Source organism: Methylomonas stagni, from assembly GCF_050154735.1.
Taxonomy (GTDB): domain Bacteria; phylum Pseudomonadota; class Gammaproteobacteria; order Methylococcales; family Methylomonadaceae; genus Methylomonas; species Methylomonas koyamae_A.
The window spans coordinates 653611-667505 of sequence record NZ_CP189557.1 but is presented as its reverse complement, the minus strand read 5'-3'; the positions used below and the strand labels follow the sequence as shown (position 1 = coordinate 667505).

Here is a 13895-nt window from a genome sequence, read left to right as displayed (position 1 = left end):
CATGTTGCAAGCCATCGACCTGAGCCTGCGCGCCGGCGCGAAAACCTTGCTGGACGGCGTGACGCTGGAGCTGCGCCCCGGCGAAGTGCTGGCCGTGGCTGGCCCGAACGGCGCCGGCAAATCCAGCCTGTTGCGGGCCATCAGCGGCGAGCTAGCACCGTTCGCCGGCCAAGTGACGATGAACGGCCGGCCGCTGGCGGAATGGCCGCCGCAACAGGCGGCCTTGCTGCGCGGCGTGTTGCCGCAAAGCGCCGGGCTGGCATTCCGCTTCACGGCGCGCGACGTGGCCTTGATGGGCCGCAGCCCGCAACGCAAAACCCACAGCGCCGCGCGAAACCGGGCCATCGCCGAACACGCGCTGGCGATGGCCGATACCGGCCATCTGGCCGAGCGCATCTACACCACGCTGTCCGGCGGCGAGCGCCAACGGGTGCAACTGGCGCGGGTGTTGGCGCAAATCTGGGAGCCGCAAGACCCGCTGCACCGCTATTTGTTGCTGGACGAACCCACCTCGGCGCTGGACCTGGCCCACCAACACGCGGTGCTGGCCATCGCCCGCCGCTTCGCCGATGAACAACAGGCCGGCGTTCTGGCGGTCTTACACGACCTGAATCTGGCGGCGCTGTACGCCGACCGCATCGCCCTGCTGCACCAAGGCCGGCTGGCCGCCATCGGCACGCCAGCGCAAACCCTGAACAGCGAGCTGATCCGGCAAGTATTCGCTTACCCGGTCAGCATCAGCCGTCATCCGCAAAACCCGGACGCGCCGTTGGTGATTCCGCGGCGGCAAGTAGCACCAGGCGTTCAGGAGCAATGAGTGATTAACCGGGCCTTCAAATACCGTTCGCCCTGAGCCTGTCGAAGGGCACACCGCCTGGGCTTAGCCGAGCTCAGCTTAAACGGAATAACCGTGATCAATAGGACCGGAGCCACGTAGCAGGCACTCGATTACCCGGAATACCCGGTTTAACGTGTTCGGAGAAATGCGTTAACAAAAGCCGCCAAGGAAGGCGGCACCTTACAATTCAATCCTGCGGATTTATCCGGCATGGCAATGGTGTTATTGGGAGTAAAATCGAATAAACTGGCAGCGAACACTAGCCCGGCTGCAATCGGTCGATCCAGTGGTTCAATGACGCCGATCGCCACGTTACCGGTGATGCGTTTTGAATGCCGAATGGGATACAGACAGGAAAATTTCATGTTGACCCATCAGTTATTGAAAAAGTAAGGATTAGCTTGGTGATATACGGAAACTGTTTAATTGCTAGTTATGTTTAATTAAGGGAAAACATGTCTTATCAAGTAGACGAAAATGGTGTTCCAATTTTCAATAGGGAGGACATCGAAAGAAAAGCAGAGGAAGTTCTTTATTATGTCACACCAGGAACTATAGAGAAGTCATCCGTCACGCCGCTTGGTGAAATCACATCGAAATTCAAAGATGAATTCAAGGTTGCCTTTGTATTCGATGCAGACTTGGGATTCACTGCTAAAGGAAATAAAATTTTAGGAAAATTCGTTACGAAGCCCAGAGCCATATTTGTGGATAAATCTATGGAGTACAATGAACCGCGGTGGTTGTTTACGTTGGCGCACGAATTGGGACATTTGGTATTGCACCGTAAAGTCGATGTTACGCTTGGGAAAGAACAATATTCCGTATTTTCAGACACGGTGGAACAAATAAAAGCATCGTTATTAGCCCCAAGAACACCGCATCAATGGCTGGAGTGGCAGGCTAACTCCTTCGCTTCATCATTACTGATGCCCCGTGTTCGTTTTATTAAGGCGTTTCAAAATGCACTCCAAAACAACCCTGGAAGCAGGAAAAAACCGTTTATCTATCTTGACAATCAACCTGACAATATTCGCCTTCTAAAGGAAGTGAAAGCATCACTTGCCGAGATATTTCAAACATCTTCAACTTCATTGGAAATAAGGATGAAAGAACTTAACATGCTTATCGATGCACGGCCGAACAATATCAAACATGCTATTGAGTTCTTGCGTGAAGAATAAACACCCCCAGCGGGTCAATTTGACCAGCAAAAGCTACGCTCCTTTCGTCGCCACACTTTTGCCGGTAAGTTACCCTTATCGTTAGATTTTACTATGAACCATCACGTGCTATTTTTGAGAACTTTGCAAGACATTGAAGAACGGTCGAAATCCCTCGATCCTTACGCAATTCTTGGCATATCCGCTCTTCTCCGAAAGCTCTTCCTCGAAAAGCACGCGCTGGTAGATTCAGTCAACCAGCAATATCGAGAAAAACTTAAGCCCTGTAGGGTGAGCACCGGGTTTTGTGCCCACGCGGATTTGAATGGTGGGCAATTTTGCCCACCCTACCTCTATACGCTGACGGTAGGTTTGCTAACCGCACCGTTCGGGAAACGACGTACTTGCCTCCGTGCGGTTCGTTACCTCACCGCATGCTAAGACCTGCGCAAAAGCGTGCAGCCCCTCACTTTTACGTTAGGCGCCGAATGAAACACGGCCCCGCGTGGATCATCTTTGAGGAGTCCTATCAGACCCCTCAACGACTTGTCTCAATCTTATCTCCCCGAAAGACCGTGCGTGATGTTGCCGCGTACGTCGAACAGCTTTATATTGACAGATCGAGTTCTCTGAGCGAGCGACTGAAATACAAGAAGTCTCGCAAATCCGCTGCTTATAAGCCGATGATAGAAGGCTCTGTCGTACATTGTGGCCATGAGCCGCATCTGGTTGCCATTTATGCTTACCAAACTAACATAAAGAACAACACGCTCGAATTCACCTATCGAATCATTATCAAGAGAGCGGAACATTCCAAGGGCGTGGTGTTTGAAGAAAGGAGCCAGTCGATTGAAGTCCTGTAGGGTGGGCACGGTTTTTGTGCCCACGCGGTTTAATGCGTGGGCAATTTTGCCCACCCTACCTCTGTTCGCAACATCCGCTGGCGTCGATACCGGTGAGCTTGCAAACCACAACGTTCGGGAAACCGTGTACTTTATTCCTTGCGGTTCGTTACCTCACCGCACGCTACGGCCTAACCACTGAGTTACTCAAAAAATAAGTATTTAGCTTGGTGACATACGGAAAATGTTTAATGACTAGTTATGCATAAATACATGGAAAACCGAATCCCAAAGAGCGGATATATAGGAAGGTTTTCAATTCGTAATGTTCCAATTTTTATCCATTGGACATTCCCGGTCGGAGGAGTATTTTTTGCTTTCTTTCTAGGAAATCCTACTTTAATTCGAGCTTTGCCATTAGTCGCTGCTTATACAATCTTGATCATTTTCCATGAACTTGGTCATGCCATAGCAGCAAAGATGTACTCTTCTAAAGTACACTGCATTCTCGTTACAGGCGCTGGCGGATGGTGTATTGCCGAGAAACCTAAGTCATTTTCGGCCTGTTTGTTGTTTTATGCTGGAGGAGTTATTGCCCAATTATTACTGCTTTTAGCAACTACGCTTTATATTGTGACGTTTGGGAGTCCTGAATCTAAGGTTCTTGGGCCATTTGTATTTGTATTTACATTGGTGAACGCCGTTTTAATTATTATAAATCTGATCCCTGCAGGGAAAAGTGACGGTATGCGGCTTGTTGCTGCGTTTAGGGAAAGGATTAATCCATAATCAGTTAAGGGCGAGTCCTGTAGGGTGAACAGGGTGTTTATGCCCACGCGGATTTTAATGGCGGGCAATTTTGCCCACCCTAACTCTGTTCGCGATATCTATTGGCGTAGATGCCGGTAAGCTTGCTTACCGCACCGTAAGCGAAACGGCGTACTTTATTCCCTGCGGTTCGTTACCTCACCGCACGCTACGGCCTTAACCCATCCGAGCAGGTAGATCCTGTCGTTGTAAGAAGCAATGGGCAAGTAATTGGGCGAGACGGAATTTCAATTGAAGTTTCTATTGCTGAAAACTATGAACAAGCTCATTTTCCATTGAGCGAATATGAAAACTGGGCTACTTGGAATTCGCCAAAATGAAATATCTCAATCTTAGAAATGAGCTTATTTTTTATTTAAAAGGTCTAAGTGACGCCGAATATCAACGGTCTTGTTGGATAAATCATGATTACCAATGTGGTATCGAGTATGATGAATTTGATTTAGCTGTACATTTTTTGTTTGACGATACCACACTTTCTTCTGAGTCTGAGAGTTGGATCGGACTGTGCTTAAAGAATAAAGAAGAGGCTTTCAAAGTTAAGAGAGTATGTGATGCAATTGAAGTTATTTTCGAAAAGTATGGAACCCTATTGAGCGATAGAGAATACGTTGCGCTGCCCGAATGGGAAATAGTTTTAAGTGCGGCGATGGATGCTCACAAATGTTTGGTCGATTCCGTTTAACAGGCTTTTGAAGCTTGGTAAGGCACGGGTTTTGTGTCCACGCGGATTTGAACGGTGGACAATTTTGCCCTACCTCTGCTCACGACTTCCGCTGGTGCAGATACCGGGGAGCTTGCGAACCGCACGGAATCGTCTCCGTTTTCTCGAGGACCCCATCCTTAGAGCTAACCGACTCGACCACTGTCCAGTCAGGCTCGGTCGGGCAAAGCCACCTTGCCCATGCGCCTCCGCCGATAGCCGGCTAGCTTGCCGCCATCGTCGAATACCGCCCCAGACGCCCGGAGTGCGGCGCCACGGGCTACCCGGTACGCGCTGACCGCTGAATTTTCCGCGCGGTAGCGCGAGTAAACCTTACGATGGGGTGCCTAAACCGCACGGTGGACGCCGGCGATGGCGCGGTCGGCCGACTCGACCGTGCGTTCTGACGCCTGGAATGCGCGGTCCAACCAAGCGAGCGTACGGTGGACTCGATTTACCGTGCGGTGGGCTGATTTTCCGGCGCGGTGGAACCGAAATACGGCACGAATTTTCCGGCCGGCAGTAGCATGCGTTGGAATAACCGCGCCGCGATTGCCAACGATGGCCGCGAACGCGGCTTGGCCGGCAGCGCCGATACCGGAATCGGTCCGGACCTTGTAGCCTCTAGGTATATCCGCTGGCCGGTCGGCGCGGAGCTGCGACAATTGGTCTCACCCCAGTGATCCGCAAGCTGATCTACAATCTACTAAGACTTAGCTTATTCGCTAGTCTAAATCCCCTCTTCTTATCATCACTTCTCCGCTATTGACCAGCCTCCGCGCTAACGGTCAATCCCGGCGCTGTCCTTTTTTAAGGAGTCTTACCATGGCTAAATCCGATTATTTACCCCGCTCCGATGGCGAGCTGCTGCTTTGGCATGATCGTTTTAAAGACAATCTGATCGCATTAAAGGAAAAATTGGGCTTGTCCGATGACGATATTGCGGTGATCGTCAACGATAACGAGGCTTTGCACAGCAAAATTGCCGCTTCCAACATCAGCGCGGCGGCAGCTCAGCATGCCAATGCGGAGAAAACCGCGGCCTGTATTCAGTCGGGCGGTCATACCCGGATTTTGGCTAGGCGCATTAAAACGCTGAGCAACTATACCCAGGCCATCGGCAATCTGCTGGGCATCATCGGCAGCGAGTCCTCTCAGGATTTATCCGAGGCCAAACCGGTATTGAAAGCGATCGATCAAACCGGCGGGGTTGTGGAATTTAGTTTTTTGAAGGGCGGCAGCGACGGCATCAATTTGTACTGCCAGCGCGATAACGACGCGGAGTTCATGTTTCTGGCGCGGGAAACCCAGACTCACTTTATCGATAACCGCGCTCTGTTGGTACCGGGCAAGCCGGAATTGCGTCGCTATACGGCGGTGTATGTGCAAAAAGACCATGAAGTCGGCCAGTTCAGCGACGAATTGGTGGTCAATTGCGCGCCGTGACCGAAGCGATCGCGTTTGTGTGGCGCTACCCTGGCGCGGGTGAGCCGTGCATGCCGCGTCGGGGCCGGTTGGCTTAACGGGTTTGGCGGACTAATCGCCGCGCCTAAATTAAGTTTATCGGGGCTGACGACAATGACTCGTTTCGCCCCGCCGCCAATCCTAGCGAATCAACATGGAGTAAGGCCTTCACGCTCGCCGATAAGCGGATATCCGCCGCCAGGGACGGCAAACTCCCTCTCTGCGGCGCCTGGATGTCGGCTTTCGCAGCCATACCCATAACAAAAAAACCAGCGAAAAATTTTTGAAAGCCGCCGCCTCGGGTTTGGCGGCGGCGTTGGCTGAACGGCTGCTTTAGTTCAACGGCGGTATGGTCGCCGCGAAATCCCTAATCCAGCCAGTGCCGAAGCAAACAACCAGAAGGCCGCGGGTATCGGTACGGTATTGACGGTGATCGAAGCGTTTGCCGTTAACACATTGCCGTTGGACAGCGTGTCGGTGTCGGGATCGAATGCGGGATTGAACGGGCTGCGGGCGAATAAGTCGTAGGTCAGTACGATCTGGCCGTAGGTAGTCCCTTGAGCGGCATCGTCGGCAATTTTAAAGCGGCCTAATCCGGTTTGGTTGCTGTCATCGAACGATTGTCCCCAGGCCGTACTGGCGCCAAAGCCCGGCCCTACGACGAAGAAATTATCGGGTGCGCTGATAAAGTCGGTAAAGGTACCCGGCGAGCTTGAGGATTGAAATTCCGCGCCGGTCACGACCAGAAAGTTTTGGGTATTGGTCAGTAGGAAACCCCAGCCCACGGTATCGCCTCGGTAACCTGCGATTGCGCCATTGGCGGGCTCCAATTGGAATGCGGTCGAGGCCTGGGTGCTTGGCAGTATGAATAACAAGCCGGCTAACAAGAATATGCGTTTCATCATCAGAATATCTCCGAATTAACAATTAGCGGAATTGATTGGTCAAGGTTTTAGATCCGGATACTTCGCCGTCGTTACTACTAAACGGAATGCTGACTTTAAATCTGGCGACGTTAGGGCAACCGTTGAAGTTGATGCTGGCCGTACCGCTCACCTGCGCGCCGGCCGGAATATTGCCAACGCCCAATGGGAAACTGGCTGGCGTGGTCACGGTTGGAGTACAAGCCGCGCCGGCGACTTGAGTGAGATTCAATGCGTCGATTTGGGCGTTTTCCGCCGGACAACGGCTATTGTTGCCGAGCGAAATCGTCCAGATACGGGCGCTTTGCGTGCCGGACTTTTTGCTGATGTTGGCCGATAGTTCGGGTAGCTCGCCTACTTGGCAATCCACCGGATTTTCGATGAATCGGTCGGAAAAATCGGTTTTGGCGTAATCGTAGGCAACCACATTGTCGACGATGTACTTGTCATAAGAGTTGCCGTCCGATTCCGCGCTACTACCCACAATAAAACCCGCGGCGGGAATGGCCGCCGGGTTCCATGATGAGGAACTGGAACTGATCAGTTGTCCGTCGCGGTAAACTCTCAATCTATCGCTACTACCGTCTATGCCATTGACATTCCAGGCAATCGCGGCGTGGAACGGCGTGCCGATTTGCGCGACAAACTGTTTGGGTTCGTTTGGGGTCAATATTCCAGCCGAGCCTATGCCGCCGAAAATACCCTTGCCGGTAACGCCGTCGCCCCAGTAGAGAAAAAAGTATCCGTTTGTCCTGAATAGGGGTGACCAAGCAATCCGAAAACGCCGTAGTTGTAGGGCTGCGGCTGGGTGACCTTGGGGATGATCCACATCGAGATCGCGCCGCGTTGCGCGAGATTTCGCATAATTTGGCCTGGGAACTCAACCCAGTTCCAAAGGCCTTTACGAACGTAGCCGTTGCCGAATTTGCCCGGCTCGTAAGCGTAATTGCCGCCCATTAGGGCGCCATCCGGTCCTACTTCGCTATTGGTCACCTCGGCGTTACTCCCCAGTTTGTTCCATAACACCACATTACCGGTTTCGGCTATGCCGATGGTTGGGGTCGATAAACCCGGCACGATCAGCAGGCAAGCGACCGCAAGGCTTGGTTTGTGTTTGATCTTATTCATAAGAGCCTCCTTGATGGAGTAATGAAATGCGATTTGCCCAAACCCGTTGATACTGTCGGCCAGTCCGGGTGGACAGGAGAAATTTAGACTTGTTGTAAAAAACCAGGATGAAGTCAGACGCCTTTGCCGGCAACCCGCCGAAAAAAGCCAAAATGAGCGTCAAAAATTACTGCATTAAATATAGGGTAATTTAGCCCCATTGACCAGCGTTTTTATTCAGTGGCTGGAAAACCGGCTACGTGTGCTGGTTAATTGTATTTTGCCGGGTTGAAATTACGTCCTTACAGTGGCCGGGCGATAGCAAAATCAGCCGGCAACTTCATATTGCCGATCGGCTTTCAGCCGACTCCGGGCGGACATTGAATTTCGAAACGGCGGGCTTTGTGATGTTGCGGACAGCGCAAGCGGCAGGGAAGAAGGTTTCGCGGGCATTGTCGCTGTAACAGCACCTGCATTTGCTTGAAGTATTCTGGACAATAAGAAACCCGCTAAGCCAGACAGCTTGCGGGTTTTTGGACTTCGTTGCACTTGCGTGCATTAATCTGTGGTACGAGGGTCGGAACCTTAATATTCTTAAATAATTGATTTATATGTAATGATTTTTCAACACTTCAAATAAGGACACACTCAAGGACACAGCTCAATCTCCTGTCGGTTGCTTTTCGACAGAAAACAATCAAATCTCGATCGCGAAATTTGCCCTGATTTATCGCCTTCCCGATCCAGAAACCTTGATCTCTCGAATTCCTGAAATCTGCCAATTTGTGCCATTGAAATGCTTGCCATATTCAGACGCCACGCGGCTTACAGACTTTCGGTGGCGGATCGACGCAAATCCATGGAAAAAACATTTCGGCACTTAAAGCCATAAATATCAATTATTTAAGAAAAATCACCGGTTTTTTCGGTGTGCCGTTTGGCCTGTTGAAATGGCGCAAACCGTAAATGATCGGCACTTTGTGAATTTTGCAAACCGGTAAAGTTGGTCCGCTTTGGTGTCTGAATCCCGCGACTTTCCTGGCTTTCCGGCAATTTATCCCGGTTTAATCCCTTCAAAACGAAATTCGCGTGCAATTTTTTGTGCAAAAACCGCGCAGGTGAGGAGGAGTGAATTTTGGGTAGTGCGGCGGCTTTGCGAAGACTATACCGGTACCGAGCAAGCCGCCATCAGATCCAGGTCGCGAACTCAAGACGTCGACACGTTACGCCACTTGGGAAAGCCCTCGAGCTGGGTGGTTGGTGGATGAACTGGACATAGGGTTGAGCAACACCGCATCCTTCAGATGATCCGGCGCCAAGTGGGCGTAGCGCATCGTCATGCTGATGTCGGCATGGCCCAGGATTTTTTGCAGGCTCAAGACGTTGCCGCCATTCATCACGAAATGGCTGGCGAACGAATGCCGCAGAATATGGGTAGCCTGTCCGCGCGGGAATGCCAGCTCGCTACGCTTGGCCGCGCGTCGGAACCGGCCCTTCAATTCAAGGGCGTAGGCCGCATACAGTGCATCGACGCGGGACGGGCAACGTGAGGCTGAAAGAAAAAAATCGGTATTTAGCCATTAGTAGACTATCAAAATACCTTGATAAATATACAAACACCTTGATAATCTAACCCGCATGAAAAAACTGAGCTTTATCGGTTCCAGCCTGGACGACCTTAAAAACTTTCCCGCCGAAGCTCGCCGCGATGCGGGTTTTGAGCTGGATGCCGTACAGCGTGGCGTCATGCCATCCGACTTTAAGCCGTTGCTGTCCGTCGGCCCCGGCGCGTACGAGATTCGCATTCATGTGCTGGGCGAGTGGCGGGTAGTCTATGTCGCCAAGTTCGATAACGCGGTGTACGTACTGCATGCTTTTCATAAGAAAACACAAAAAACGCGGCGCGAAGATATTGAGCTGGCCGCTCGTCGTTATAAACAACTGGGGAATATCGATGGATAAAGAACCTGTAATTGAATCATGCGGCAATGTGTTTGCCGACTTGGGCTTTTCGCCGGAAGAGGCCACCTTGCTGGCAATGCGCGCCGAGTTGATGGCACGGTTGCGCGAAACCATCACTGAACGCGGCTGGACGCAAATTCAGGCCGCCGAGCATTTAGGTATTGGGCAATCGCGCGTGTCCGATCTGGTACGCGGCAAGCGCGATAAATTCAGTCTGGACATGCTGGTAACGCTGGCTACCCGAGCCGGCAGACGGGTTGAATTGACGGCGGCATAACATGCCGCATCGAGTAGCGAGAGCGGCTTGAGTTTAACCCGCTTGCTGTATGGCGCGTTCGGCGTTGGCTGTATTCAGTGATTTTTTGCTTGCGCGGCGTATAGTTTTAAACCTCGCCCATTCATCCGGAACGCTCATATGACTGTCTATTGCTCCAACTGCCAACAAAAAGCCCGCATCACGTCCCGCAACAATCTGAACGACGAAAAAACCGTCGCCGATTTGCACTGCCAGTACCTCAATGTCAAGGAATGCGGGGCGACGTTCGTCACCATGCTAGGCTTTAAGCACTACCTCAACCCGCCGGCTCAGTCCACGCTGCAATTGGCGGCCAACTTGTTGAATACTCTCACCAAGGCCGAACGCGCTGCGCTGTTGCAAGGCATGCCACCCGGCTGATCGCCAAACTGGCTTCCACTTCATTGCATTGATTTTCCGCGCGCGTTGTCTTATCGATCGCTTCGGCTGTTGATGATGGCTTTGACAATGCCCAGGATCGGAACGCCGACCAAGGCTATGGATACCGAAGGATGCGCGCCAAAATAGGCGGTGATGGATGCCGCCACAACGGCTGACAAGGCAATGACAAATCCCAGCCATTGGCCGCGTCGGTTGTCCTGGCGTATGGCCTCGAATTTAGCGAGTTCGTACTTGATGGTTTCGGCTTCTCTGGCCAGGCGAGCAGCTTGCTCGGTTTCGGCCATTTTAAGGATGCGTTCGGCGCCGTTTTCTATGGTTGCATCGAATTGTTGAAGCGCGTCGGGTGGCGGTAATGGGCCGCTTCAGCCGACCGATACTTGGGTGTCTGTGTGGAGGTTATGTGCGACGGGCTTTTTCTTGCGCGGATTTTTCACGTTGGATTGCCTTTTTGAAGTCGCCGCCGATTCTCAACCAGTCCCCACGCATATTGTCGAGATCATGTTTTTTTTCGGATATGGACAGGGGAAGCTCCGGATAACGAGCATCTGAGTAAAGCATACCGGCAGCGCTCAATCCGCTAAGCAATCCCTTAAAGGTGGATTTATTCATAATTTGCCGTTTGTCCGATAACATTCAATAGGGTTCAACGCAATTCATTCTATAACAGAACGACCGACATTCCCAATCTGGCTTTAAGCCTGGCGCGGGAACTGAATCACCTGCGCGCCGTTTTTGAGGGCGTCCAGGTAATCGGCCCAGGCCTGCATCATCCGTCGACGTTCGTCGAGATATTGCGCGCGGTTGTAGGCGGCGCGGACTTGGTCCTTGGGCATGTGGCACAGTTGCCGCTCGATCGCGTCCGGCGACCAGCCTTGTTCGTTGAGCAAGGTGGACGCGGTGGTTCTGAAACCGTGGGCGCTCATTTCGTCGCGTTCGTAGCCCAGGGTCTTTAACGCGGTACGAATGGTGCCGTCGGACATTGGCCGACCGTCGCCCCTACTGGACGGGAAGACATAGCGGCCGACACCGGTTAACGGCTTGATGGCCTCCAATATCTCAATCACTTGCGCCGATAACGGGACGATGTGCTGGGTTTCAGTTTTGGTGACGAAGTAGCGCCATTCTTTGGCGGCCATGTCGATGTCTTTCCATTCCATTTGCCGGATTTCGCCGGGGCGCTGAAATAGGTAGGGCGAAAGCCTTAAGGCGCATTGCACGATAAAGGTGCCTTGGTATTGGCCAATGTCGCGCAGCAGCTGTCCGACTTGCTTTGGCTCGGTGACGGCCGCGTTGTGTTTGACCTTTTGCGCCGGAATTTGGGCGCCGACGGCTTGGGCGGGATCGTAGCCGGTAAAGCCGTGAGCAATGGCGTAGGCAAAGGCAGCGCTGATGTTGGCGCGGACCCGATGGGCGGTTTCCAGTTGTTTTTTGATAATCAGCGGCCGGATCACCGCAAAGATGTCTGGCGACTTCACGTCGCCAATCGGTATTTGGCCGATTTCCGGAAACACGTAGAGTTCGAAGCGGCGGTTTTTCTTGTGATGCGTGAGGTCGCGCACGGTATGGGCCGTGGATTCCAACCACTGCCTGGTAATGTCTTCGAAGCTGTTGGCGATGGGCAAGCCGGCGGTCACGCGGCTTTTATTTTCTGCGGCTTGGGTTGCTTCCGCCCGCGCTTGTTTTCTGGTCTCGCTTGGATCGGTGCCATTGGCAAGGCTATTGCGTGCGTCTTCGGCTTTGCGCCTGGCGTTTTCTAAGGTGGTATCCGGATACACGCCAAATGAAAGTTTCTTCCGCTTGCCCTCGAAGGAATAGATGAACTTCCAGATCTTGGTGCCGTTTTTGCCGACCACCAGATAGAGGCCTCCACCGTCATTGATAAAGTATTCTTTATCACGCGCCTTTGCCGCCCTGTAGACCGTGTCTTTATTGAGGTGAAGCGCCATAGTGTGTCCTCGGTTGTGTCCTCGCCGAGCGCCATTATAGGTAAGGACACACTTTTGCTCGCATGCCCCTGCATTTCGTTGCACTTCTTTGCACAATAAAAAACCCGCTAAGCCAGACAGCTTGCGGGTTTTTGACTTCGTTGCACTTGCGTGCATAAATCTGTGGTACCGAGGGTCGGAATCGAACCGACACTCCCGAAGGAACCGGATTTTGAATCCGGCGCGTCTACCAGTTTCACCACCCCGGCACAGAAGCAACCATTATACTGCAATTTTATTACCGCGCAACCTCTTTTTAATTGCGAGGTTTAGAGTTTTCATTTTCGCCTCGCCCTACTTAGAGCGCGGTGCGTCCTTGTCGCATTGAAAACCCTAGCGTGTCCTTAAGCTTCCAGCATCACCGCCGCTTTAAGTTTTTTCATCGCGTTTTGTTCGAGCTGACGTATCCGCTCGGCGGAGACCTGATAGCGCTCGGCCAGCTCATGCAAGGTGGCTTTTTGTTCCACCAGCCAGCGGCTGGCGAGAATATCGCGGCTGCGCTCGTCCAGTCCCGCCATTGCGTCCAGCAATAGCTCTTCCTTACGGTGTTCCCAATCGCTGGTCTCCAACAGTAAGGCCGGATCGGCGCCCTGCTGCTCCAGATAGGCAATCGGCGCCGGCGAGTTGTCGCTATCGTCGTCGCTGGGCTCCAATCCCACGTCTCTCCCGTCCAGACGGCGTTCCATCTCGTAAACGGTTTTGACGTCGACATCCAGATTTTCGGCAATCGCCTCGGCATCGTCGCGGCTCAGGTAGCTCAGGTCTTTCTTCAGCTTCCGCAAATTGAAGAACAATTTACGTTGCGCCTTGGTGGTAGCCACCTTAACGATACGCCAGTTTTTGATCACGTATTCGTGTATTTCCGCTTTGATCCAATGCACCGCGAACGACACCAGCCGCACGCCCAAATCCGGATCGAAACGTTTGACCGCTTTCATCAAACCGATATTGCCTTCCTGAACGATGTCCGCCATCGGCAAGCCGTAACCGGCGTAACCGCGCGCAACGTGGGCGACAAAACGTAAATTGGACATAACCAGTTCCTTGGCGGCTTCCAGATCGCCGAGGTCGCGATAACGGACCGCCAACGCATATTCGTGCTCGGCGCTCAATTTGGGCATCCGGGCAATCACGCTTAAATAATTATCGAATGTCCCGACCGACAAGTTGATCGGCAAAGCCAAAGAGTTATTCATAACAGCCTAGACTCCGTTGATGGTTTATGTGTTGACAGAATTCTAGCACTCGAATACAGAGAGTGCTAATAATTTGATAAAAATCTTCTCAGTCAAAAAGTTAGCAGCATTTTCGGCGAATATTCGCCGCGTCCGGACCGGTTCGGCCACTTTGCGAGTACCGTTTAAACTCGTTAAAATGGCCAAC

At 52.3% G+C, this 13895-nt stretch carries 18 protein-coding genes, 1 tRNA gene and 1 pseudogene; 10 read left to right on the top strand and 10 right to left on the bottom strand.

Going from position 1 to position 13895, the window contains the following annotated elements; translation table 11 throughout:
- Position 1: 1 nt before the first annotated feature.
- On the top strand, positions 2–817 hold the full coding sequence (locus ACP4CD_RS03080) for a heme ABC transporter ATP-binding protein (RefSeq protein WP_426993457.1): 816 nt from the start codon (positions 2–4) through the stop codon (positions 815–817).
- Positions 818–966: 149 nt separating this feature from the next.
- On the opposite strand, the gene ACP4CD_RS03075 is transcribed toward ACP4CD_RS03080, so the two are convergent.
- The gene (locus ACP4CD_RS03075; RefSeq protein WP_426993455.1) at positions 967–1203 is read right to left on the bottom strand and encodes a hypothetical protein; all 237 of its coding nucleotides are present in this window, start codon (positions 1201–1203) and stop codon (positions 967–969) included.
- A 90-nt stretch (positions 1204–1293) separates the two neighbouring features.
- On the opposite strand from ACP4CD_RS03075, the gene ACP4CD_RS03070 reads away from it, so the two are divergent.
- The 6 genes from ACP4CD_RS03070 (at position 1294) to ACP4CD_RS03045 (ending at position 5820) form a co-directional block, all read left to right on the top strand.
- Positions 1294–2022: an ImmA/IrrE family metallo-endopeptidase gene (locus ACP4CD_RS03070; RefSeq protein ID WP_426993454.1), complete on the top strand. Its 729-nt coding sequence runs from the start codon at positions 1294–1296 to the stop codon at positions 2020–2022.
- Positions 2023–2489: 467 nt separating this feature from the next.
- Complete coding sequence (locus ACP4CD_RS03065) at positions 2490–2864, top strand: hypothetical protein (protein WP_313730070.1); 375 nt, start codon at positions 2490–2492, stop codon at positions 2862–2864.
- A 252-nt stretch (positions 2865–3116) separates the two neighbouring features.
- A complete protein-coding gene (locus tag ACP4CD_RS03060) occupies positions 3117–3632 on the top strand; it encodes a hypothetical protein (RefSeq protein ID WP_426993452.1) in 516 nt (171 codons plus the stop codon).
- 355 nt (positions 3633–3987) lie between these two features.
- Complete coding sequence (locus ACP4CD_RS03055) at positions 3988–4356, top strand: SCO4402 family protein (protein WP_426993450.1); 369 nt, start codon at positions 3988–3990, stop codon at positions 4354–4356.
- Between the two features lie 503 nt (positions 4357–4859).
- Positions 4860–5057 (top strand): hypothetical protein, encoded by a 198-nt coding sequence (locus tag ACP4CD_RS03050; protein WP_426993449.1) that lies wholly within the window; start codon positions 4860–4862, stop codon positions 5055–5057.
- A gap of 142 nt (positions 5058–5199) precedes the next feature.
- Entirely contained in the window at positions 5200–5820 is a 621-nt protein-coding gene (locus tag ACP4CD_RS03045) for a hypothetical protein (protein ID WP_064030057.1), read from the top strand.
- Between the two features lie 356 nt (positions 5821–6176).
- On the opposite strand, the gene ACP4CD_RS03040 is transcribed toward ACP4CD_RS03045, so the two are convergent.
- The 4 genes from ACP4CD_RS03040 to ACP4CD_RS03025 form a co-directional block, all read right to left on the bottom strand.
- Positions 6177–6743, bottom strand: coding sequence for a VPLPA-CTERM sorting domain-containing protein (locus ACP4CD_RS03040; RefSeq protein WP_281020579.1), 567 nt, complete (start codon positions 6741–6743; stop codon positions 6177–6179).
- Positions 6744–6765: 22 nt separating this feature from the next.
- Positions 6766–7431, bottom strand: coding sequence for a hypothetical protein (locus ACP4CD_RS03035; protein WP_426993448.1), 666 nt, complete (start codon positions 7429–7431; stop codon positions 6766–6768).
- A 14-nt stretch (positions 7432–7445) separates the two neighbouring features.
- On the bottom strand, positions 7446–7889 hold the full coding sequence (locus tag ACP4CD_RS03030; RefSeq protein WP_426993446.1) for a hypothetical protein: 444 nt from the start codon (positions 7887–7889) through the stop codon (positions 7446–7448).
- A 1202-nt stretch (positions 7890–9091) separates the two neighbouring features.
- Positions 9092–9367: a tyrosine-type recombinase/integrase gene (locus ACP4CD_RS03025; protein ID WP_071158160.1), complete on the bottom strand. Its 276-nt coding sequence runs from the start codon at positions 9365–9367 to the stop codon at positions 9092–9094.
- 139 nt (positions 9368–9506) lie between these two features.
- Here ACP4CD_RS03025 and ACP4CD_RS03020 point away from each other — a divergent pair, with 139 nt between their 5' ends.
- The 3 genes from ACP4CD_RS03020 to ACP4CD_RS03010 all read left to right on the top strand — a co-directional run bounded on the left by ACP4CD_RS03020 (position 9507) and on the right by ACP4CD_RS03010 (position 10506).
- Positions 9507–9830: a type II toxin-antitoxin system RelE/ParE family toxin gene (locus tag ACP4CD_RS03020; RefSeq protein WP_168029364.1), complete on the top strand. Its 324-nt coding sequence runs from the start codon at positions 9507–9509 to the stop codon at positions 9828–9830.
- Entirely contained in the window at positions 9823–10107 is a 285-nt protein-coding gene (locus tag ACP4CD_RS03015) for a helix-turn-helix domain-containing protein (protein WP_071158158.1), read from the top strand. Before ACP4CD_RS03020 ends, ACP4CD_RS03015 begins: the two co-directional genes overlap by 8 nt.
- A 138-nt stretch (positions 10108–10245) precedes the next feature.
- Complete coding sequence (locus tag ACP4CD_RS03010) at positions 10246–10506, top strand: ogr/Delta-like zinc finger family protein (RefSeq protein WP_071158156.1); 261 nt, start codon at positions 10246–10248, stop codon at positions 10504–10506.
- 50 nt (positions 10507–10556) lie between these two features.
- Here the strand turns inward: ACP4CD_RS03010 and ACP4CD_RS03005 are convergent.
- The 5 genes and pseudogenes from ACP4CD_RS03005 to rpoH form a co-directional block, all read right to left on the bottom strand.
- A pseudogene (locus tag ACP4CD_RS03005) lies at positions 10557–10865 on the bottom strand (DUF2335 domain-containing protein); the annotation flags it as partial.
- 58 nt (positions 10866–10923) lie between these two features.
- Positions 10924–11136 (bottom strand): hypothetical protein, encoded by a 213-nt coding sequence (locus tag ACP4CD_RS03000; protein ID WP_281020581.1) that lies wholly within the window; start codon positions 11134–11136, stop codon positions 10924–10926.
- Positions 11137–11219: 83 nt separating this feature from the next.
- Entirely contained in the window at positions 11220–12473 is a 1254-nt protein-coding gene (locus tag ACP4CD_RS02995; RefSeq protein ID WP_426993443.1) for a tyrosine-type recombinase/integrase, read from the bottom strand.
- A 163-nt stretch (positions 12474–12636) separates the two neighbouring features.
- Positions 12637–12721: transfer RNA gene (locus ACP4CD_RS02990), tRNA-Leu, on the bottom strand.
- Between the two features lie 135 nt (positions 12722–12856).
- On the bottom strand, positions 12857–13708 hold the full coding sequence (gene rpoH, locus ACP4CD_RS02985) for an RNA polymerase sigma factor RpoH (RefSeq protein WP_064030049.1): 852 nt from the start codon (positions 13706–13708) through the stop codon (positions 12857–12859).
- Positions 13709–13895 lie beyond the last annotated feature (187 nt).

Bases quoted from the DNA above. Each gene is read 5' to 3' on its own strand.
- ACP4CD_RS03080 (WP_426993457.1), top strand. From the start codon at position 2: ATGTTGCAAGCCATCGACCTGAGCCTGCGCGCCGGCGCGAAAACCTTG.
- ACP4CD_RS03040 (WP_281020579.1), bottom strand. From the start codon at position 6,743: ATGATGAAACGCATATTCTTGTTAGCCGGCTTGTTATTCATACTGCCA.
- ACP4CD_RS03060 (WP_426993452.1), top strand. From the start codon at position 3,117: ATGGAAAACCGAATCCCAAAGAGCGGATATATAGGAAGGTTTTCAATT.
- ACP4CD_RS03020 (WP_168029364.1), top strand. From the start codon at position 9,507: ATGAAAAAACTGAGCTTTATCGGTTCCAGCCTGGACGACCTTAAAAAC.
- rpoH (WP_064030049.1), bottom strand. From the start codon at position 13,708: ATGAATAACTCTTTGGCTTTGCCGATCAACTTGTCGGTCGGGACATTC.
- ACP4CD_RS03000 (WP_281020581.1), bottom strand. From the start codon at position 11,136: ATGAATAAATCCACCTTTAAGGGATTGCTTAGCGGATTGAGCGCTGCC.
- ACP4CD_RS03015 (WP_071158158.1), top strand. From the start codon at position 9,823: ATGGATAAAGAACCTGTAATTGAATCATGCGGCAATGTGTTTGCCGAC.
- ACP4CD_RS03030 (WP_426993446.1), bottom strand. From the start codon at position 7,889: ATGAATAAGATCAAACACAAACCAAGCCTTGCGGTCGCTTGCCTGCTG.
- ACP4CD_RS03065 (WP_313730070.1), top strand. From the start codon at position 2,490: ATGAAACACGGCCCCGCGTGGATCATCTTTGAGGAGTCCTATCAGACC.
- ACP4CD_RS03055 (WP_426993450.1), top strand. From the start codon at position 3,988: ATGAAATATCTCAATCTTAGAAATGAGCTTATTTTTTATTTAAAAGGT.
- ACP4CD_RS03045 (WP_064030057.1), top strand. From the start codon at position 5,200: ATGGCTAAATCCGATTATTTACCCCGCTCCGATGGCGAGCTGCTGCTT.
- ACP4CD_RS03070 (WP_426993454.1), top strand. From the start codon at position 1,294: ATGTCTTATCAAGTAGACGAAAATGGTGTTCCAATTTTCAATAGGGAG.
- ACP4CD_RS03010 (WP_071158156.1), top strand. From the start codon at position 10,246: ATGACTGTCTATTGCTCCAACTGCCAACAAAAAGCCCGCATCACGTCC.
- ACP4CD_RS03075 (WP_426993455.1), bottom strand. From the start codon at position 1,203: ATGAAATTTTCCTGTCTGTATCCCATTCGGCATTCAAAACGCATCACC.
- ACP4CD_RS02995 (WP_426993443.1), bottom strand. From the start codon at position 12,473: ATGGCGCTTCACCTCAATAAAGACACGGTCTACAGGGCGGCAAAGGCG.